19 protein-coding genes are annotated in these 19,269 nt (G+C 73.8%); 7 read left to right on the top strand and 12 right to left on the bottom strand.

Features of this window, described 5'->3' with window-relative positions; translation table 11 throughout:
• The first annotated feature begins 76 nt into the window (after window positions 1–76).
• The 4 genes from MJ876_RS10085 (at window position 77) to MJ876_RS10100 (ending at window position 5,132) form a co-directional block, all read left to right on the top strand.
• Window positions 77–1,789, top strand: a complete 1,713-nt coding sequence (locus MJ876_RS10085; RefSeq protein ID WP_240236150.1) for an amidohydrolase — start codon at window positions 77–79, stop codon at window positions 1,787–1,789.
• 360 nt (window positions 1,790–2,149) lie between these two features.
• The gene (gene lnt / locus MJ876_RS10090; RefSeq protein ID WP_240236151.1) at window positions 2,150–3,769 is read left to right on the top strand and encodes an apolipoprotein N-acyltransferase; all 1,620 of its coding nucleotides are present in this window, start codon (window positions 2,150–2,152) and stop codon (window positions 3,767–3,769) included.
• Window positions 3,766–4,572, top strand: coding sequence for a polyprenol monophosphomannose synthase (locus tag MJ876_RS10095; RefSeq protein ID WP_240236152.1), 807 nt, complete (start codon window positions 3,766–3,768; stop codon window positions 4,570–4,572). The genes lnt and MJ876_RS10095 overlap by 4 nt, the downstream gene beginning before the upstream one ends.
• Complete coding sequence (locus tag MJ876_RS10100) at window positions 4,569–5,132, top strand: FxsA family protein (RefSeq protein WP_240236153.1); 564 nt, start codon at window positions 4,569–4,571, stop codon at window positions 5,130–5,132. Before MJ876_RS10095 ends, MJ876_RS10100 begins: the two co-directional genes overlap by 4 nt.
• Window positions 5,133–5,137: 5 nt before the next feature.
• Here the strand turns inward: MJ876_RS10100 and MJ876_RS10105 are convergent, their stop codons facing one another.
• From MJ876_RS10105 to MJ876_RS10120, 4 genes are all read right to left on the bottom strand, one after another.
• Window positions 5,138–5,518 carry an RNA polymerase-binding protein RbpA gene (locus MJ876_RS10105; protein WP_240236154.1) on the bottom strand — a complete coding sequence of 127 codons (381 nt, stop codon included), beginning with the start codon at window positions 5,516–5,518 and terminating at the stop codon, window positions 5,138–5,140.
• A 161-nt stretch (window positions 5,519–5,679) separates the two neighbouring features.
• Complete coding sequence (locus tag MJ876_RS10110) at window positions 5,680–7,020, bottom strand: MFS transporter (RefSeq protein WP_240236155.1); 1,341 nt, start codon at window positions 7,018–7,020, stop codon at window positions 5,680–5,682.
• Window positions 7,017–7,766, bottom strand: a complete 750-nt coding sequence (locus MJ876_RS10115) for a glycerophosphodiester phosphodiesterase family protein (RefSeq protein WP_240236156.1) — start codon at window positions 7,764–7,766, stop codon at window positions 7,017–7,019. Before MJ876_RS10115 ends, MJ876_RS10110 begins: the two co-directional genes overlap by 4 nt.
• 37 nt (window positions 7,767–7,803) lie before the next feature.
• Entirely contained in the window at window positions 7,804–9,336 is a 1,533-nt protein-coding gene (locus MJ876_RS10120; protein WP_240236157.1) for a UDP-N-acetylglucosamine 1-carboxyvinyltransferase, read from the bottom strand.
• 85 nt (window positions 9,337–9,421) lie between these two features.
• Here MJ876_RS10120 and MJ876_RS10125 point away from each other — a divergent pair, with 85 nt between their 5' ends.
• The 3 genes from MJ876_RS10125 to MJ876_RS10135 all read left to right on the top strand — a co-directional run bounded on the left by MJ876_RS10125 (window position 9,422) and on the right by MJ876_RS10135 (window position 12,559).
• Window positions 9,422–11,251 (top strand): alkaline phosphatase D family protein, encoded by a 1,830-nt coding sequence (locus MJ876_RS10125; RefSeq protein WP_240236158.1) that lies wholly within the window; start codon window positions 9,422–9,424, stop codon window positions 11,249–11,251.
• A gap of 242 nt (window positions 11,252–11,493) precedes the next feature.
• Complete coding sequence (locus MJ876_RS10130; RefSeq protein ID WP_240236159.1) at window positions 11,494–11,802, top strand: DUF3072 domain-containing protein; 309 nt, start codon at window positions 11,494–11,496, stop codon at window positions 11,800–11,802.
• Window positions 11,789–12,559 (top strand): HAD family hydrolase, encoded by a 771-nt coding sequence (locus MJ876_RS10135; protein WP_240236160.1) that lies wholly within the window; start codon window positions 11,789–11,791, stop codon window positions 12,557–12,559. The genes MJ876_RS10130 and MJ876_RS10135 overlap by 14 nt, the downstream gene beginning before the upstream one ends.
• On the opposite strand, the gene MJ876_RS10140 is transcribed toward MJ876_RS10135, so the two are convergent.
• From MJ876_RS10140 to MJ876_RS10175, 8 genes are all read right to left on the bottom strand, one after another.
• Window positions 12,487–13,158 carry a TMEM165/GDT1 family protein gene (locus tag MJ876_RS10140; RefSeq protein WP_240236161.1) on the bottom strand — a complete coding sequence of 224 codons (672 nt, stop codon included), beginning with the start codon at window positions 13,156–13,158 and terminating at the stop codon, window positions 12,487–12,489. The genes MJ876_RS10135 and MJ876_RS10140 overlap by 73 nt on opposite strands.
• A 133-nt stretch (window positions 13,159–13,291) precedes the next feature.
• Entirely contained in the window at window positions 13,292–13,588 is a 297-nt protein-coding gene (locus MJ876_RS10145; protein ID WP_240236162.1) for a putative quinol monooxygenase, read from the bottom strand.
• Window positions 13,589–13,637: 49 nt separating this feature from the next.
• Window positions 13,638–14,444 (bottom strand): carbohydrate ABC transporter permease, encoded by an 807-nt coding sequence (locus MJ876_RS10150; protein ID WP_240236163.1) that lies wholly within the window; start codon window positions 14,442–14,444, stop codon window positions 13,638–13,640.
• Window positions 14,444–15,328 carry a carbohydrate ABC transporter permease gene (locus MJ876_RS10155; RefSeq protein WP_240236164.1) on the bottom strand — a complete coding sequence of 295 codons (885 nt, stop codon included), beginning with the start codon at window positions 15,326–15,328 and terminating at the stop codon, window positions 14,444–14,446. Before MJ876_RS10155 ends, MJ876_RS10150 begins: the two co-directional genes overlap by 1 nt.
• Window positions 15,325–16,686: a sugar ABC transporter substrate-binding protein gene (locus MJ876_RS10160; protein WP_240236165.1), complete on the bottom strand. Its 1,362-nt coding sequence runs from the start codon at window positions 16,684–16,686 to the stop codon at window positions 15,325–15,327. The genes MJ876_RS10155 and MJ876_RS10160 overlap by 4 nt, the downstream gene beginning before the upstream one ends.
• A gap of 37 nt (window positions 16,687–16,723) precedes the next feature.
• Window positions 16,724–17,578, bottom strand: a complete 855-nt coding sequence (locus MJ876_RS10165; RefSeq protein ID WP_240236166.1) for an EamA family transporter — start codon at window positions 17,576–17,578, stop codon at window positions 16,724–16,726.
• Window positions 17,579–17,592: 14 nt separating this feature from the next.
• Window positions 17,593–18,747 (bottom strand): FAD-binding oxidoreductase, encoded by a 1,155-nt coding sequence (locus MJ876_RS10170; protein WP_240236167.1) that lies wholly within the window; start codon window positions 18,745–18,747, stop codon window positions 17,593–17,595.
• Between the two features lie 31 nt (window positions 18,748–18,778).
• Window positions 18,779–19,240, bottom strand: coding sequence for a PaaI family thioesterase (locus MJ876_RS10175; protein ID WP_240236168.1), 462 nt, complete (start codon window positions 19,238–19,240; stop codon window positions 18,779–18,781).
• Window positions 19,241–19,269 lie beyond the last annotated feature (29 nt).

Consider the following 19,269-nt stretch of genomic DNA (forward strand, 5'->3'; position numbering starts at 1 on the left):
GGTCGCGGTCCTGGGACGCGACATCCTCTCACGTGTCCTGCGCCGCGGACGCCCACGGCGATGATGAGGTGGACCCGTGAGCCTCGAACCGCCCGACCACGCCGCCGAGCCCGCCGCCGAGCACGCCGACGACCGGGGCGACGCCGCCGGGTCGCCCCGGCGCCTGCTGCTGCGCGACGTCCGCCTGCCGGGCCGCGACGAGACCGTCGTGGCCGTCGAGGACGGCGTGATCGTGGCGATCACCGACGCCGGGTCCGCCGCGGCCCACGACGGCGCCGGGGCCTCGCTCGAGGTCGTCGACGCCCGAGGAGCGCTGCTGACCGCCGGGTTCACCGACGCCCACGTCCACACCGTGCGGACCGGCTTCGCGCTGCTGGGGCTGGACCTCACCGGCGTGCCGAGCCTCACCGCCGTCCTCGACCGCGTCGCGGCCCACGCGGCCGCGCACCCGGACGCCGGCGTGCTCCTCGGCCAGGGCTGGGACGAGACCGGGTGGTCGACGCCGCGTCCCCCGACGGCCGAGGAGCTCGAACGCGCGGCACCGGGGCGTCGGGTGCAGCTGACCCGGGTCGACGGGCACTCCGCGGTGCTCTCGCCCGCACTGGCCTCCCTGGTCCCGGGCCTGGCCGACCTCGAGGGCTGGAGCGACGACGGCCGCGTGGAGCGCGACGCCCACCACGCCGCCCGGGCCGCGCTCGAGCTGATGATCACCGACGCCGACCGGCTCGACGCCGCCCGCGCCGCCTGCCGGGCCATGGCCGCGGTCGGGCTGCTCGGGTTCCACGAGAACGCCGCGCCCCACATCGGTCCGGAGGCCGAGATCCCGCTCGTGAGGCAGGCAGCGGCCGAGACCGGGCTGCGGGCGACCGTCTACTGGGGCGAGCTGCTCGCCGTGGGCACCGCCCGGCGGCTGGGGGTCGAGGGCCTCGCGGGGGACCTGGTCGCCGACGGTGCCCTCGGCTCACGGACGGCCGCGCTGGGCGAGACGTACGCCGACGCCGGCTCCTGCGGGCACGCCTACCTCGACGCGGTCCAGGTGGCCGACCACGTGGTCGCCTGCACCGAGGCGGGCCTGCAGGCCGGGTTCCACGCCATCGGGGACGCCGCGCTCGACGCGGTCGGGGAGGGGCTGTCGGCCGCGGCGCGCCGGCTCGGCCCCGACGGGTCGGCGCGCCTGCGTGCCGCCCGGCACCGGGTCGAGCACGTCGAGATGCCGTCGTCCGCCGTGGTCGCCGTCCTGGACGAGCTCGGCGTGACCGCCAGCGTGCAGCCGCTGTTCGACGCCCTGTGGGGCGGGCCCGACGGGATGTACGCCACCCGCCTCGGGCCCCGCTGGGAGCGGACCAACCCGTTCGCCGACCTGGCGGCCACCTCCGGCGGGCTCGCCCTCGGGTCCGACGCACCGGTGACGCCGGTGGGACCGTGGCAGGCCCGTCCGTGCCGCCGTCCACCACCACGCCCCGCAGCACCGTGTCGGGCCGATGACGGCCTACCTGGCGCACACCGCGGGCTCGGCGCGCGCCGGGCGCGACGACGCCGGCGGCCGGCTCGCGGTCGGCGCCCGCGCCGACCTGACCCTGTGGGACTGCCCCGCCGGGCTGACGGACGAGCACCTGCCACCCCTCGACGACCCGGCCGCGCTGCCCCGGCCGCTCCGCTCCTGGGCGGCGGGGAGGGTCGTTCCCACCGGTCGCTAGACCAGCGTCGGCACCCCGGCGTGTCCGGCGGCGACACGCCGAGCCCGTCGGAGTTACACGACAGTAGTTCGGCGGAGGGGGTACCGCGCTGACCTGCGACGATGCGCGTCCCCGCAGGTCAGCGCCCGTTTGACACCCCTTGCCTGCTGCACGAGAGTCCAGGTGTCTGCTCGTGCAGTCCGCGGTAGCGGACCGGCGTCCGAGTGGCGATCTTGGAGGGTCGGATACCACGAACCCCGCCAAGACCGTCCACGGAGGTCGGTGCCGCTCGTGGGGAGCGGACGCGGAAGGGGTCGTGACTCCGTAGACAACTTCCTGGTGCCGGCAGCCGGTCGGTCCTGGGTCGGTCCGAAGGGTCTCGGCCCCTTCCGCTGTGCTGCAACGCGCCCGGTGCCGGCCCTGGTCCGCCCGCACGTCGGGCGGGCTCGGGCGGCCCCGGTAGCGTTCGGGTCGTGCTCGCCTCCACGCTGATCGCGCTGGCGAGCGGACTGGCCCTGGTCGGCGCGTTCCAGCCGGTGGGCCTGTGGGTGCTCGCGCCGCTGGGGGTCGCCGGCGCGACCTGGTCGATGCACCGGTTGCGCTCGCGTCGTCTGCGGGTCGCGGTGGTGCCGGCGATCGTGCTCGGCGCCGCCTTCCAGGTGACCCTCCTCCTCTGGATGCGTGTGATCGGGGTCGACGCCTGGATCGGCGTCGGGCTCCTCGAGGGGTCGTTCTACACCGCCTGGGCGCTGGCGACGGTGCTGCTGGTGCGGCTCCCCGGGTGGCCGGTCTGGGTCAGCCTGGCGTGGGTCGCGACGGAGACCGCACGAGGGTCCTGGCCCTTCGGCGGCTTCCCCTGGGGCCGCCTGGCCTTCGCCTCGCCGGACTCGCCGTACGCCGCCGGCCTGCCCTGGTGGGGCTCGGTCGGCACCTCCCTCCTCATGGCCGCCACGGGGGTCGTCCTGGTCTGGGCGGTGGCCGAGGGACGTCGGCGCCCTGGCCTGCTGGCCGGCGCCGCGGTCGTCCTGCTCCTCCTCGTCGGGGTCCCGCACGTGGTCCAGCACCGCCAGGACACCTCGGGCACCGCCCGGATCGCGGCCGTGCAGGGCAACGTCCCCGGACCGGGCGACGACGTCCTGTTCGACACCCGTCAGCTGCTCGCCAACCACGTCGACGCCACCGTGGCGCTCGCCGACCGGGTGGCCGCGGGGGAGACCCCGCGCCCCGACGTGGTCGTCTGGCCGGAGAACTCCACGACGTCCGACCCGTTCACCGGCAGCGTGCGCGCCGGCGTCGACACCGCCGTGGACGCCGTCGACGTGCCGCTCCTGGTCGGGGCGATCGTCGACGCGCCGCAGGAGGGCCAGGTGCTCAACCAGGGGGTGCTGTTCACCCCCGGCGTGGGCGCGGGCCAGCGGTACACCAAGTGGCACCCGGTCCCGTTCGGGGAGTTCATCCCCTACCGCGACAGCCCGCTCCTCGGCTGGGTGACCGACCAGGTCAGCCGGCTCGACCTGATCCCGCGCGACATGCTGGCCGGCGACCGCACCGACCCGATCCGGGTGCCGCTCGCCTCCGGCGGCGAGGTCGCGCTGGGCGACTCGATCTGCTTCGACGTCGCCTACGACGACGGGATCACCGCCCAGGTCGCCGCCGGCGCCGAGGTGCTGGTGGTGCAGACGTCCAACGCCATGTTCATCGACACCAACCAGATCGACCAGCAGTTCGAGATCACCCGCATGCGGGCCATGGAGACCGGCCGGACCACCGTGGTCGCCGCCATCAACGGCGTCTCCGGGGTCATCGGGCCCGACGGCGAGGTCACCGAGAGCGCGGCCCCGCGGACGCAGGCGGTCGTCGAGGCCGACGTCCCCCGCGCCGTGGGCGCGCCCCCGTCGGTGAGCGTCGCCCCGTGGCTCGGCCGCCTCGCGATGCTGTCCGTGCCGGTCGGGCTCGTGCTCGCCCTGCTCCCGTATGGTCGACGGCGCAGGCGGCAGGAGGACGGGCACGACCGGGACCGCGACCAGGACCAGGCCGTGCCGGGGGAGGACCGACCCACCCGCACCGACGTGGAGGAGGACACGTGGGCGTGAGCGACCCCACCCGCCCGGTCCCCGAGGGCCGGGTCGTGATGGTGGTCCCCACCTACGACGAGGTCGAGAACCTCGCCTGGATCGTGGGGCGCCTGCGGCGCAGCCGGCCCGACGTCGACGTCCTCGTCGTGGACGACGACTCGCCCGACGGCACCGGCGACGTCGCGGACGCCCTGGCGGCCGACGACCCCGGCGTGCGCGTGCTGCACCGCACGGCCAAGGGCGGCCTCGGGGCGGCGTACCTCGCCGGGTTCGCGGTCGCGATGCGCGCGGGCTACGACGTGGTCGGCGAGATGGACGCCGACGGGTCCCACCAGCCCGAGCAGCTGCACCGGCTGCTGGACGCCCTGCACGGCGCGGACGGCGGCCCGGCCGCGGACGTCGTCATCGGCTCGCGCTGGGTCCCGGGCGGCAGCGTGGAGAACTGGCCGCGGCACCGGGAGCTGCTCTCCCGCGGCGGCAACGCCTACGTCCGCCTGCTGCTGGGGATGGGTGTCCGCGACGCCACCGCGGGCTTCCGGCTCTACCGCCGCTCGGCCCTCGAGACGCTGGCCCTGGAGACGGTCAGGTCGACGGGCTACGTGTTCCAGACCGACCTCGCCTGGCGTGCGACGTCCGCCGGACTCGTGGTGCGCGAGGTCCCCATCGATTTCGTCGAACGGGTGCGGGGGCAGTCCAAGATGAGCGGCCGGGTGGCCGCGGAGTCGCTGTGGCGCATCACCGGGTGGGGCCTGCGGGAGCGGCGCCGCACGGCGGTCCCCCGCGTGCGTCGCGCCCTCGACGGCAGCCGGGGGAGCCGATGAGCAGCCCTGGTGCCGCCCGGGGCGGGCCCGGTGCGCCTCCGCCCCGTCGCCGCCGCTCGCCCGTGCTCACCGTGCTGGCCCTGACCTTCCTCGTGGTCCCGCTGGTCGAGCTGTTCGTGCTGATCCAGGTCGGCGAGGTCATCGGGGCCTGGCCGACGGTGGGCCTGCTGCTGCTGTCCGCGGTGGTGGGCGGGTGGCTGGTCCGCCGGGAGGGGCGCCGGGCCTGGCGGGCGCTCACCACCGCGCTGCAGTCCGGACGCATGCCCGCGCGCGAGCTCGCCGACGCCGGGCTGGTCCTGGTCGGCGGCGTGCTGATGGTGGCGCCGGGCTTCGTGACCGACCTCGTGGGCATCCTGCTGATCCTGCCGCTGACCCGTCCCCTGGCGCGGGCCGCGCTGACCGGGATGGTCGCGCGGCGGCTGCTCGCCGGCGGGGCGGCGTACGGGGGTCCGACCGGGGGCGGGACGACGAACGGGCCGCGCCCCCCGAGGGGGACGCGACCCGATGGCCACGACGTCGTGCGGGGCGAGGTCGTGGACCCGCCCGACGACGGTCGGTAGCCGGCTCAGGCCGGCGTCTTGCGCTTCTTGCCCCGGTGCAGGTGGGCGGGGCCGATCTCGCCGCCGCGCAGCAGCTCGAGGCGCTCCTTGAGGATGTCCTCGAGCTCCTTCTCGCTGCGCCGCTCCAGGAGCATGTCCCAGTGCGTGCGCGCCGGCTTCTCCGGCTTCGCCTCGTGCTCGATGCCGGCCACGCTCTTGGCCTCGGCGCCGCAGCGCGGGCACTCCCAGACGCCGGGCACCTCGGCCTCGGTCGACATGGTGATCTCGAACTCGTGCCCGCGCGGGCAGGCGTATGCGATCTGCTGACGAGCCGCGAACTCGATGCCGCGCTCGTCCTCGAAGCTCTGGCCGCCCAGCCGGGCGCCACGCAGCGTCCTCTCGGCCACGGTGCCACCTTCCCTTCAGTTCCCCATGTGGTCGTCTCTCGACAGTACGGGGTGGTTCGACGCCGTGCCCCTCGGCGGATTGGTCCAGACCGGCGGACACGACACGCACTGCTGTACAGAGACTGGAACGACCGACCCCCGGGAATCATTCCCTCGGGGTCTCACGCTGCGCGCCTGGCCACCTCGCGGACCGGCAGGAGGAGGGCCAGGCCGGCGGCCAGGACCACGACGATGCCGAGGATCCCCCAGTGCTGCGCGGCCTCCTGGCCCTCGCCGGTGACAGCGGCACCCACGGTGATGGCGGCGGCGAACATCGCGGGGGCCAGGAAGGACACCGCCCGTCCGGTGGTCGCGTAGAGACCGAAGACCTGGCCCTCGCGGCCCGCCGGCGTCATGCGGGCGAGGAAGGTCCGGGAGGCGGACTGGGCGGGACCGACGAAGACGCTCAGGGTCAGGCCCAGCGTCCAGAAGACCGCGGTGCCCGCGTCGTGGAGCAGGAAGATCCCGAGCCCCGCGGCGACCATCGCCACCAACGCGACGAGGATCACGCGCTTCGACCCGATCCGGTCGTCCAGCCGGCCGAAGCCGATCGTCGCGACGCCGGCGACGACGTTGGCCGCCACGCCCAGCAGGATGACGTCGCCGGGGGAGAAGCCGAAGGACCCGGCGGCGATGACGCCGGCGAAGGCGAAGACCCCGGCGAGGCCGTCGCGGAACACCGCGGAGGCGCCGAGGAAGAAGACCAGGTTGCGGTCGGAGCGCCACAGCTCGGCGACCGAGCGGAACAGCCGCCGGTAGGACTCGGCGACCCCCACCCGGGCGCCCGCCTCGGGGCCGCCCACCGCGGCGGGGGCGTCCTCGTCGCGCAGCGTCAGGAGCACCGGCACGGCGAACACGAGGGTCCAGGCGGCGCAGACCAGCATCGTGACGCGCACGTCGAGCCCGTCGGCGTCGGTGACCCCGAACCACCCGACGTCCGGGGAGATCAGCCCGAGGTAGACCGTGAGCAGGAGCACGATGCCGCCGAGGTAGCCGAGGCCCCACCCGAGCCCCGAGACGCGGCCGATGGTCTCGGGCGTCGAGATGCGGGGCAACATCGCGTTGTAGTTGACCTGGGCGAGCTCGAAGAAGACGTTGCCGGCCGCGAGGGCGAGCAGTCCGAGCCACAGGTACGACTCGCCCGGTCGCACCCAGTACAGCGCGGCGGAGCACACCACGACGAGCAGCGTGTGGATGCCCAGCCAGCGGGTGCGGCGACCGCGGCCGTCCGAGCGCTGACCGCTCACGGGGGCGGTGAGGGCCACGACGACACCGGCGGCGGCCAGGGTCCAGCCGAGGCGGCTGTCGGCCTCGGGACCGAACGCGTCCGAGGTGAGGTAGACGCTGAAGACGAAGGTCGTGATCACCGCGTTGAAGGCCGCGCCGGCCCAGTCCCACAGTCCCCACGCCCACACCGGCCAGCCGTAGGTCCGGCCGGGGGACGCCACACCGGGGGCGCTCATCGGTCCGGCCACTGGCCGAGGTCGCGCATCACGTCAGCGAGTATGTCGGTCCGGTCGGTCATGATCCCGTCGACACCCAGCGCGGCCAGCCGGCGCATCCCCGGCTCGTCGTCCACCACCCAGACGTGCACCTCCACGCCGGCCGCGTGGGCACGGCGGACCAGGCCCGGGGTGACGACCCGAAGCGGCCCGACCCGCTCGGGGACCTGCAGCGCCACCGGCCCGCCCCGGGTCACCAGGCGCGCCAGGCGTGCGCTGGGCAGCAGCCGGTACGCCGCCACCTCGGCCGCGTGGGCGGAGGTGGCGACCCGGCCGCCGCCGATTCGGCGGAAACGGCGCAGCCGCCGCGCCGAGAACGACCCGACGACCACCCGGTGCTCGTCGCCGCGGACGGCGAGGAGGCGGGCGAGCGGGGCGACGGCGCGGTCGTCCTTGAGATCGACGTTGAGGACGGCGTCGGGCAGGGCCTCCAGCAGCTCGACCAGGGTGGGGACCTGCTCCCGGCCTCCCACCCGGGCCGCGCGCAGGTCGGCCAGCGTGGCGTCGCGGACCCTGCCGCGACCGTCGGTCACCCGGTCCAGGACGGTGTCGTGGAACGCGACGAGCACGCCGTCCGCCGTCAGGTGGACGTCGGTCTCCAGGTGGCGGAAACCCAGGTCGTGGGCGTGGCGGAACGCCCGCAGGGTGTTCTCGAGGCCCACCAGGTCGGGGTGCAGCGCCCCGCCCCGGTGGGCGAACGCCTTCACGGCGCCCGTCGTCCCGCGCCGCTCGCCGGCGTGGTACTCAGATGTCGCGGAACGGCTCGATGTTGGCGCCGAGCTCGTTGAGGCGTGCCGCGAGGTCCTCGTAGCCGCGGTGGATGACGTAGGTCGAGCGGAGCACCGAGGTGCCCTTGCTCGCCAGCATCGCGAGCAGGATGACGACGGCCGGTCGCAGCGCCGGCGGGCAGACGATCTCGGTGCCCGACCAGTGCGTCGGGCCCTCGACGAGGACGCGGTGCGGGTCGAGCAGCTTCACCTGGCCGCCGAGCTTGGTCAGCTCGGTCAGGTAGATCGCGCGGTTCTCGTAGACCCAGTCGTGCAGCAGCGTCTGGCCCTGCGCCACCGCGGCGATGACCGCGAAGAAGGGCAGGTTGTCGATGTTCAGGCCCGGGAACGGCATCGGGTGGATCTTGTCCAGCGGCGCCTGCAGCTCCGACGGCTCCGTCGTCAGGTCGACGAGTCGGGTGCGGCCGTTGAGCGCGACGTACTCGGGGGAGCGGGTGTAGTTGAAGCCCATCTCCTCGAGCAGCGCGAGCTCGATCTCGAGGAACTCGATCGGCACGCGCGTGATGGTGATCGACGACTTGGTGACGATCGCGGCGGCGAGCAGCGACATGGCCTCGATGGGGTCCTCGGAGGGCGCGTAGTCGACGTCGACGTCGATGCGCTCGCGGCCGGTGACGCGCAGCGTGGTGCTGCCGACGCCCTCGACCTCCACGCCGAGCTTCTGCAGGAAGAAGCACAGGTCCTGGACCATGTAGTTCGAGGAGGCGTTGCGGATCACGGTGGTGCCCGGGTTCAGCGCCGCGGCCATGAGGGCGTTCTCGGTGACCGTGTCGCCGCGCTCGGTGAGCACGATCGGGCGCGCGGGCTCGACGGCCTCGGACACGGTGGCGTGGTAGCTGCCCTCGGTCGCCTTGACCTCGAGGCCGAAGGGCCGCAGCGCCGACATGTGGGGCTCGACGGTCCGGGTGCCGAGGTTGCAGCCACCGGCGTACGGCAGGGCGAAGGTGTCGGCGCGGTGCAGCAGCGGGCCGAGGAACATGATGACCGAGCGGGTGCGGCGCGCCGCGGCCTCGTCGATGTGGTCGAGGTCCAGCTCGGCGGGCGGCACGATCTCGAGGTCGTTGTCCTCGTTCAGCCACCGCGTGCGGACGCCGAGGCTCTCGAGCACCTCGAGCAGACGGTTGACCTCCTCGATGCGCGCGACCTTGCGCAGCACCGTGCGGCCGCGGTTCAGCAGGCTCGCGCAGAGCAGGGCGACGCCGGCGTTCTTGGAGGTCTTGACCGAGATGCTGCCGGACAGCGTCGTCGGGCCGGTGACGCGCAGGTGGGTCGGGCCGGCGCCGAGGGCCACGATCTCGGAGTCTAGCGCCTCACCGATGCGGGCGAGCATCTCGAGCGAGAGGTTCTGGTGGCCCCGCTCGATGCGGTTGATCGCCGGCTGGCTCGTCGAGAGCAGCTCGGCGAGCTGGTGCTGGGTGAGCCCGCGGTGCTTGCGCGCGTCGCGGATCAGCCAGCCGATGCGCGACTTGTAGTCCTCGGTCTGCGTCATGGTCACCACCATATATCAGATATGAGATAAGACTGGGTTGGGCTGCGGCGCGTCCTCGAGTCGGGCGTGGTGCCATAGTCGTGGCATGGACCACAGGGTCGGAGACGGTGACGGCCCTAGCGGGCAGGACGCCTCGGCGCAGCCGACGAACGACGGTACGGGACTCGTCCTCGGGCCGCTCATGCGGTACGTCGACGAGGACTCCGCCACCATCTGGGTCGAGACCGCCGCGGCGGGGGAGGTCGTCGTCCGTGCCGGCGGGGTCACCGCCACCGCGCGCACCTTCGGCGTCCACGGCCACCACTACGCGCTGGTCGAGGTCACGGGTCTCGAGCGCGGCAGCCGGGTCGAGTACACGGTCGAGATCGACGGCGTCGTCGTGTGGCCCGAGCCGGCCTCACCCTTCCCGGCCCCGGTCATCGCGACTCTCGAGGCCGACAAGCCGTTGCGGCTGGCCTACGGCTCGTGCCGCACCAGCGTCGGGCACGACAAGGCCGGGAACGACCTGCACGGCGTCGACGCGCTGCGCAGCTACGCGCTCCGCATGGCCGGCATCACCGGCGGCGACATGCGCTGGCCCGACCTCGTGGTGTTCCTGGGCGACCAGGTGTACGCCGACGAGACGACCGAGGCGATGCACGAGTTCATCTCCTCGCGCCGCTCCATCGACGAGGCACCGTGGACGGAGCTGGCCGACTACGAGGAGTACGCCCACCTGTACTACCTGGCGTGGAGCGACCCGGCGAACCGGTGGCTGCTCTCGACCCTGCCCAGCGCCATGATCTTCGACGACCACGACATCCGCGACGACTGGAACACCTCGTGGGACTGGCGCCGCGCGATGGAGGCCACCTCGTGGTGGCAGGGCCGCATCGTGGGCGGCCTCGCGTCGTACTGGGTCTACCAGCACCTGGGCAACCTGTCGGCGGCGGAGCGGGCGCTCGACCCGCTGTGGCGCCGCATCAGCGCACACGCGGCGTACGCCGAGCCCGGTGACGAGATCGACCTGTCGGCGGAGATCGACGCGTTCGCGGACCGGGCCAACACCGAGCCGACGTCGTACCGGTGGAGCTACGTGCGGGACTTCGGCACGCAGGCCCGCCTCGTGGTGGTCGACACCCGGGCCGGGCGCGTGCTGGAGCCGTCGCACCGCGCGATGCTCGACGAGGACGAGCTGAGCTGGCTCTCGGACCAGCTGCGCGGCGACGTGCAGCACCTGCTGATCGGGACGTCCCTGCCGTTCCTCCTCGCCCCCGGTCTGCACTACGTGGAGGCCTTCGGCGAGGCGCTCGCGGGCGGCGCCTGGGGCCGCAGGCCCGCCGAGGTGGGGGAGACGATCCGGCAGGGCGTCGACCTCGAGCACTGGGCGGCGTTCCAGGCCTCGTTCCGCGCCGTGGTCGACATGGTCCTCGAGGTCGCCACCGGGCGCCGGGGCGAGGCGCCCCGCACCGTGACCTTCCTGTCCGGCGACGTCCACCACAGCTTCGTGTCGGAGGCGCGCCTGCGCGACCCCGACGCGCCGCCGCTGCGGAGCCGCATCCTGCAGGCGGTCTGCTCGCCCATCCGCAACCCGCTGCCGCGCCGGATGCGGTTCGCCACGGCGGTGCTCTCCTACGGCGTGGCGGGCCCGATCGGGCACGTCGTCGCCCGGTCAGCCAAGGTGCCCGACGCGCCGCTGCAGTGGTCGCTGCTGAAGGGCCCCTGGTTCGACAACAACCTCGCGAGCCTCGAGGTGACCGACAAGGGCCTGCGCATGTGGTGGGCCCGCGGCACCGTCGTCGGCGGCGAGCACGAGGCGCCCGTGCTCGAGACCGTCTCCGAGCTTGACCTCGACGCCGACGACGTCCCCACCATCCGCACCCGCCACCGCATCGCCCCACGCTTCCGCTCCCGCCTCGCGGGCCTGCGCTCGTAGCGCGTCGTCCCGAATGTCCCGGGTGTCCCGGGTGTCTCGGGTGTCGGGCGTCTCGGGCGTCTCGGGCGTCTCGGGTTTCACCAGCCGGCTGACGATGTGCCGACCTGGCTGGCGATGTTTCGGGGGCCAAGTCGGGGTTTCACCAGCCGGCTGGTGAAACCTGAGCCAGCCGAGGCCCGTGAGACCGCGGGAGCCGCGGGTGGACGGCGGGCGATGTCAGGGGCGGGTGCTACGGTCGGGACATGACCGATTCGAACACAGATTCGACCGCGAGCGACACCGGTACCCAGGACGGCGCCGCCGACAACGACACCGCCATCGGCGAGAGCGGCGGGATGCTCGGGGCCACGGGCACCGACGCCGCCAACACGACCGAGAAGGACCCGTCGGAGTGGGTGACCGGTGACGAGCCGGCGACCGGGGCGCAGAAGAGCTACCTCGACACCCTGGCGCGCGAGGCGGGGGAGACCCTGTCGGCCGACCTCACCAAGGCGGAGGCCTCCGAGCACATCGAGCGCCTGCAGGCCGCGTCGGGGCGTGGGCAGGGCTGAGCGTCCGGTCCGGGCCGTCCTCCTCGACCTCGACGACACGCTCGTCGACCACGCGGGGGCGGCCCGGGCGGCGGTGCTCGCCTTCGTGCGGCACCACGGGCGCGACGGCGACCCGGAGCAGCACGTCGAGCGCTGGCGTGCGCTCACGGACGAGTGGTACCCGCGCTACCAGCGCCGCGAGGTCACCCTCGACGAGCACCGCCGGGCGCGGGTCCGCGCCTTCCTCGATGCTTCGGGCCTGACGGACGCGGAGGCGGACGACCGGTTCGCCGACTACCAGCGGAGCTACCGGAGCCAGTGGCGCGCCTTCGACGACGCCGCACCGCTCCTGCGGCGCCTCCGGGACGCCGGCCTGCCGACCGGCGTTCTCACCAACGGCGAGCAGGGCATCCAGACTGAGAAGCTGCGTCGCACCGGGCTGCTCGACCTGGTGGACGTCGTCGCCGCCTCCTCCGGGCTCCCGGCGGCCAAGCCGGACCCGCGGGCCTTCGGGGCCACGGCCGCACTGCTCGGCGTCGCGGTCGAGGACGCGCTGATGGTGGGCGACTCCTGGGAGAACGACGTCCGCGGTGCGCTGGAGGCCGGCGCAGCGGCGGTCCTGCTGGACCGCCGCGCCGCTCGGACCGGCACGGTGCGCGACGGCGTCGACGTGGTGCGCAGCCTGGACGACGTCGCCGCGGGCACTCAGCCCAGGACGCCGGCCCCCTCGAGGATCAGCAGGACGCCGAACAGCGCGAACAGCGCCGCGGCCCCGTAGGTGATGACCTTCTCGGGCAGGTGACGACCCAGCATCGCGCCGACCACGATGGCGAGGGCGTCGGCGGCGACCATGCCGATGGTCGAGCCGATCCAGGTGCCGACCCAGTCCTCGCGGACGGCCAGCACGATGGTGGCGAGCATGGTCTTGTCGCCCAGCTCGGCGAGGAAGAACGCGATGCCGACCGCCATGACCGCGGTCCGCGTGGCCTGCGCGGCCTTGCTGCGCTCCTCCTCGGTGAGCTCGTCGCCGCGCAGCGTCCACGCGGCGAAGCCGAGGAACGCGACGCCGGCGACGATGGCGATCGGGCCCTGGTAGTCCGCGAAGGCCGTGCCCATGGCGTAGCCGATGCCGACGGAGGCGAGGTGGACGAACGCGGTGGCCACGGTGATGCCGATCAGCACGTCGCGGGCGCGGTAGCGCGTCGCGAACGTCATGGCCATCAGCTGGCTCTTGTCGCCCAGCTCGGCGACGAAGATGACGCCCGTCGACAGCAGGAGGGCGGAGAGGAACTCGGACACGAGGGCTTCTTTCCTGCGCCCGGTCGAGAACCGGCCCGGGCGGACGCTCTCGACCAGGCGCGTCTCGGGGACGCTCAACTGGTCGAAAGTCTCGTCCGCCACCGCGAGGTGGCCTGCCGCGCCGGGTCCCGTCCGAGGACGGGGCCAGTGTGTCGACGTGGCCGTTGGGGACTACTCCCTTTCGATTCGGAACTGTAGCGGACGCCGAGGCTCAGGGTCCCATCAGTGCCCGGCCGGGGTCGGACACGACGTACTGCGTGACCTCCCCGCCCGTGATGACCTGCTGCTGTGCGTCGTCCGGGCCGGACCCGCGGAACGCCTCCAGGCTCGCCTCGTCGCGCCAGCGCTCGACCACCACGACGCGGTCCGGCTCCAGCGGGTCGGCGGCGAGCGAGAAGGCGAGACACCCGTCGGCGGCCCGTGCCGCTCGGACGTCGTCACGGCAGGCGTCGAGGAACTCCGCCCGGGCGTCCGGGTCGACGAGCAGGTGGCCGGTCACGAGGATCATGTCCGGACCGACCACCCGTCCGCGCCGGACTCATCGCCCGGCAGCGCGGCTACTTGAGGCCGGAGCGCGACAACCCTGCGACGAACCACCGCTGCAGCAGCACGAACATGACGAGCAGCGGGATGCTCGACAGCAGTGCCATGGCCATGATGCCGCCGTAGTCGGCGTCGTACGCACCCTGGAGGAACCGCAGCGCGACCGGGAGCGTGTAGAGGTCCGGGTCGCGCAGCGCGATGAGGGGCCACAGGAAGTCGTTCCACTGGGTCATGAACGCCAGCAGCGTCATCACCGCCAGCAGCGGCCGCGACAGCGGCAGGACGACGCGTCGGAAGGCCCCGAACGTCGTGCAGCCGTCGACCTTGGCGGCGTCGACGAGCTCGTCAGGGATCGCGAGGAAGAACTGCCGGGCGAGGAAGATGCCGAGCGCGGTCGAGGCCGAGGGCAGGATGACGGCCCAGAAGAAGCCGACCAGCCCGAGCGCGGAGACGACCTGGAACTGCGGGATCATCACCGCCTGCGTCGGGATCATCAGCGTGGCGAGGACGACGACGAAGGCCGCCGTCCGGCCCGCGAACCGCAGCTTGGCGAGGGCGTAGCCGGCGAGCAGGTTGACCACCACCGACAGGACCGTGGTCAGGCCCGCGACCAGCAGCGCGTTGCCGAACCACCGCCAGATCGGGTAGGCGTCGAACAGACCCGTGAAGTTCGCCGTCGTCCACTCCGACGACCACAGCCCCGCCCCGTCGTCGAGCAGCAGGTCGCGCGGGGTGAACGCCACCACGACCATCGCGTACAGCGGCAGCGCGAACACGACCGTCACGACGGTCGCCACGAGCACGCGGACCCAGGTCGGCATCAGCCCTCCACGGCGGGCTCGTGGCGGCGTTGGCCGCGCAGCTGGACCAGGGTGACAACGAGCGTCAGCAGGAACAGGACGACGCCGACGGTGGCGCCGTACCCGAAGTTCCGGGCGGGGCCGAAGCCCTGGTCGTAGGCGTAGCTGACGAGCATGGTGGTCGAGTAGCCGGGCCCACCGTTCGTCATCACGTAGACGATGTCGAAGATCTGGAACGACCAGATGACGTTGACGACCACGAGGAAGAACGTGGTGGGCCGCAGGGTCGGCACGATCATGCGGCGCACCAGGACCCAGGGCCCGGCCCCGTCGACCTGGGCCGCCTCGAGCATCTCGGGGTCGACGTCCTGGAGCGCGGCCAGGTAGATCAGCAGCGCGAACCCGACGCGGGTCCAGAGCACCACCAGCATCACCGAGATCATCGCGAGCGCGCCGTTGCTCTGCCACGACACCGGGCCGACGCCGAGGCCCCGCAGGACGCCGTTGACGATCCCGATCGACTCGTCGAACAGCAGCAGGCCGATGAGCGCCACCACGACGGTGCTGACCACGATGGGCAGGTAGACGATGGTGCGCGCGACGGTGCGGCCGGGCATGGCCTTGTCGAGCAGCAGCGCGATCGCCAGACCGAGGACGACGGTCAGCGGCACGGTGACGACGGTGAAGACAGCGGTGTTGAGCGCCGCCCGCCAGAACACGTCGTCGGCGAGCAGCCGGCTGAGGTTGTCGAGCCCGGTGAAGGTGCCCGGGCCGAAGGGCCGCTTGGCCTGGAAGCTGAGGACGAACGCCCACCCGAGGGGCACGAGCAGGAACACCACGACGAGGACGGCGTTCGGGGCGAGGAACGCCCACGCCGCCCGGGTGTCGCGGTAGCGGCGGCTCACGACGCCGCCTCGTTCAGCGTGGCGGTCGCGTCGACACGCTCCGCGATGGCGTCGAGGGTGTCGGCGACCGAGGCGTCGCCGAGGAAGCACTGCTCGAGCTCGTTGGCGAGCACCGTGTTGACCTCCGCGAACGTCGGGGTGGTGACGTCGGCGACGTCGCGGTCGGTGATGGTCCGGATCTGGTCGGAGTAGACCTCCATGAGGTCCGGGGAGAGGGCGAAGTCGAGGCCGCGCTCCAGCAGCGACGTCCGCGTGGGCAGGAGCACCCCCTCGGCGCAGAACGTCGCCATCTGCTCGGGGGCGACCATGTAGGTGAGGAACTCCGCGGCCAGCTCGGGGTTCGTCGCGTCGGCGTTCGCGACCAGCGCGTTCCCGCCCAGCTCCGAGGAGCGGCGGGCGTCCTGCGGCTGGAAGGTCGCGCCGTACGCGAACCGGTCACCGACGGTCTCGGAGAAGGCGGGCAGCAGGAAGTTGCCCGCGAACACCATGGACAGCCGCCCGGAGGTGAAGAGGGCGTCGGGCAGCGTCGTGGCCTTGGTCGACGTCGCCGGGGGCACCCAGCCGCGCTCGAAGAAGGAGCGGGTGAACTCGAGCGCCCGCGCCCCGGGGCCGTCGGCGCCGCCGTCGGTCAGGGCGGCGGAGCCGAGGTCGGGGGTGTAGAGCTGGCCGCCGGCCTCGAAGAGCCAGGTCAGCCAGCGGAAGGCCCCGAACTCCTGCCAGTTCACCGCGAAGGGCGCCCGCCCGGTGCCGTCGGCCTCGGCGGCGTCGCGCAGACGGTCGGCGACCTCGCCGAACTCCTCCCACGACCACGCGTCCTCGCCCCGGTCGGGCACCGTGATCCCCGCCGCGTCGAAGACGTCGCGCCGGTAGAGCAGCGCGGAGGTGTCCACGTGCTGGGGGACGCCGTACACGCGGTCGCCGCTGCTGACCGCCCCCATGTAGGCCGGGGAGACGTCGCGGGCGAGCTCGGCGGTGGCGTCGGTGATGTCGAGGAGCTGGCCGGTGCCGGAGTAGAGGCCCATCGTCGGGTAGTCGACGCGGAAGACGTCCGGTGCCGTGCCGGCGAGGAGGCCGGAGTCCACCGCGGTCAGCGCCTCGGCGAACGGGACGTACGTGACGTCGACGGTCACGCCCCGCGCCTCGGAGAACCGTCGGGCCAGCTCGACGTACAGGTCGGCCTCGACGTCGGTGCCGTAGACCTGCATCGTCAACCGGTCGCGACCCCCGGGCGTGGTGCTGGACACGCGCTCGGTGAGCCCGGCGCACCCGGCGAGCGGCACCAGCCCGGCGACGGCGGCGCCGCGCAGCACGGCCCGCCGGCCCAGCGGGCGGCTCGCGAGGGGCGGGACGGGGCTCATGGGGTGCGCGGTACCCCTCCCTGTGCGGCCGAGACGCTCACACCGTCACGGCGACCACACCGGCGACGGTCACCCCGATGCCCGCCCACCGTAGGCCGTCGACCCGCTCGCCGCCCGCGAAGCGCGCCCACAGGATCGTCACGACGGGGTGGGTGGCCGCGAGCACGGCGACCAGGACGAGCGCGCCGTACGTCGACGACAGGGCGTAGGCGCCGTCGCCCACCACGACCACCAGGCCCAGCGCCAGGAGCCGGGCGACGTCGCGGCGCACCAGCGGGACGGCGGGCTCCGAGGCCACCCGGGACGCCACGACGACGCCGAGCCCGATCAGGGTGATCGCGGCCAGCCGTGCGAGCAGGAGGGCCCACGGCACGCTGGCCGCGCTCGCCTCGGCCATGAGCACGAAGTAGGCGCCGAAGCCCACGCCCGCCACGAGCCCGTAGCCGAGGCTGGTGGCGTCGAGACCGCGCCGCGCGCCACCGGTCCCGGGCTCGCGGGAGGCGAGCACCAGGCCGCCCACCACCAGCAGGAGGCCGACGACGCGCCACGGGCCCGGGACCGACCCCGCGACCAGGCCGACGGCGAGCGGGACGACGGGCGAGACCGCGGACGCGGGCGCCACGAGCCCGGCCTGGCCCACCGCCAGGCCGCGGTACAGCGACGCGATGGCGATCGCCTCGGCCACGCCGGCGAGCAGGCCGGTCCCGACGATCCCGCGCGGCAGCGCGCCGCCCACGGCGACGACGACCAGGAGCAGGACGGTGGTCGCCGCGGCCTGGGAGACCAGCAGCACGCGCAGCGCGCCGAGCCGGGCCGACAGCCGACCGCCGAGGTAGTCGCTGGTGCCCCAGCCGAGGCTGGAGACGAGCGCGAGGACGGGACCGAGGACCACTGGTCGGACCGCCGTCAGACCACGTGCAGCTCGGGACGGGCGGCGTCCGCGTCGAAGCGGTCGACCGAGAGGGCGGAGACGTCGACGGCCGGCGTCCGACCGAGGACGAGGTCGGCCACCACCTCGCCGACGGCCGGCGCCATGAGGAAGCCGTGGCCGGAGAACCCGGTGGCGTACAGGAAGCGGGACGGGTCCCCGGGGCGGTCCGCCTCCCCGATCAGGGCGTTGTGGTCAGGGCTCATCTCGTACAGCCCGGCCCACCCGATGCCGATGGCCGACTCGGCCAGCGCCGGCGTGCGACGCTCTACGGCCTCGCCGAGCTCCTCCAGCCACGCCTCGTCGCGGCGTGCGTCGTCGGTCCACTCGTCGGTGCGGTCCGGCAGGCCCATGAGCAGGCCCCCACCCTCCCGGTGGAAGTAGTAGCTCGACGAGTGCTCGATGGTGAACGGCGTCGCGGGGTCGAGACCCGGCAGGGGACCGGTGAGGGCCACGTGCCGTCGCAGCCCGGCGACCGGCAGGTCGACCCCGGCCCAGGCGGCGACGCGGGCCGACCACGCGCCGGTCGCGCAGACCACGGTGTCCGTGACGATCGGGCCCGCCTCGGTCGCCACGGCGGTGATCGCCCCGTCGACGACCTCGATGCCGGTCGCGGCGCACCCCGGGCGGATCCGCACCCCCTGCCGGCGCGCTGACGCCGCGTACCCGGCGACCACGGCCTCGGGTGTGCAGTGCCCGGCGCGCGGGGACAGCACCCCGCCGAGCAGACCCTCGGGCGAGACCAGGGGCGAGGCGGCCACCGTCTCGGCGACCGACAGCTCGCGCACCTCGAGACCGAGCGCCCGCTGCACGGGCGCCGCGGCCGCGAAGGTGTCGAGCGCGGCGGGGGAGTCGAGGAGGAACAGGTAGCCGACCCGGTGCAGGTCGATCTCCTGGCCGTGGTCGGCGGCGAAGCGCTCGTAGGCCTCCAGGCTCCGCAGGCCGAGCTCGACGTTCAGGGCGTCGGTGAACATCGCCCGCACGCCGCCCGCGGCTCGGCAGGTCGAGCCCTCGCCGAGGCTGCCGCGCTCGACGACGACCACGTCGCTCAGCCCGGCGCGGGCGAGGTGGTGGGCGGTGCTGAGCCCGACGACCCCGCCGCCGAGGACGACGACGGACGCGTGCTCGGTCATGGCCGGAGTCTCGCAGGCCCTCCGCGGTGGCTCAGGCGGGCGGGGGCAGGATCAGGCAGCTGGACGTCGCGTGCGCGAGCAGGCGGCCCGAGGCGTCCTCGAGGCGCGCCTGGGCCAGGGCCGTGCGCCGGCCGCGCTGGAGGAGGGAGCCGACCGCGCGGACCCGCCCGGTGTCGACGGTGATGCCGCGCAGGAACTTCAGGGTCAGGTCCAGCGAGGTGTACGTCTCGCCCGGCGCCAGGGTCGAGTGGACGGAGCAGGCGCAGGCGGTGTCCAGCAGGGTGGCGTGCACCCCGCCGTGGACGCTCCCGATCGGGTTGTAGTGCTGCGGGCCGGGGACGAGCGACACCGCGACCGAGCCCTCCTCGAGGATCTCCATGTCCACCATGCCCATCAGGGTGGAGATGCCGGGCGCGGGGACGTGGCCGTCCACCACCGCCCGCAGCTGCTGCATGCCGGTCATCGTGGACGGGTCGACGGAGGGCGCGCTCATGGCGTCAGCCTCGGTGGTCACGCCTGAGT

Source organism: Nocardioides sp. CFH 31398, from assembly GCF_022436705.1.
Classification (GTDB): domain Bacteria; phylum Actinomycetota; class Actinomycetes; order Propionibacteriales; family Nocardioidaceae; genus Nocardioides.

Excerpts from the sequence above, each read along its gene's own strand:
- MJ876_RS10170 (WP_240236167.1), bottom strand. The coding sequence starts at position 18,747 with ATGACCGAGCACGCGTCCGTCGTCGTCCTCGGCGGCGGGGTCGTCGGG.
- MJ876_RS10120 (WP_240236157.1), bottom strand. The coding sequence starts at position 9,336 with ATGACGCAGACCGAGGACTACAAGTCGCGCATCGGCTGGCTGATCCGC.
- MJ876_RS10145 (WP_240236162.1), bottom strand. The coding sequence starts at position 13,588 with ATGATCCTCGTGACCGGCCACCTGCTCGTCGACCCGGACGCCCGGGCG.
- MJ876_RS10100 (WP_240236153.1), top strand. The coding sequence starts at position 4,569 with ATGAGCAGCCCTGGTGCCGCCCGGGGCGGGCCCGGTGCGCCTCCGCCC.
- MJ876_RS10175 (WP_240236168.1), bottom strand. The coding sequence starts at position 19,240 with ATGAGCGCGCCCTCCGTCGACCCGTCCACGATGACCGGCATGCAGCAG.
- MJ876_RS10160 (WP_240236165.1), bottom strand. The coding sequence starts at position 16,686 with ATGAGCCCCGTCCCGCCCCTCGCGAGCCGCCCGCTGGGCCGGCGGGCC.
- MJ876_RS10125 (WP_240236158.1), top strand. The coding sequence starts at position 9,422 with ATGGACCACAGGGTCGGAGACGGTGACGGCCCTAGCGGGCAGGACGCC.
- MJ876_RS10150 (WP_240236163.1), bottom strand. The coding sequence starts at position 14,444 with ATGCCGACCTGGGTCCGCGTGCTCGTGGCGACCGTCGTGACGGTCGTG.
- MJ876_RS10130 (WP_240236159.1), top strand. The coding sequence starts at position 11,494 with ATGACCGATTCGAACACAGATTCGACCGCGAGCGACACCGGTACCCAG.
- MJ876_RS10110 (WP_240236155.1), bottom strand. The coding sequence starts at position 7,020 with ATGAGCGCCCCCGGTGTGGCGTCCCCCGGCCGGACCTACGGCTGGCCG.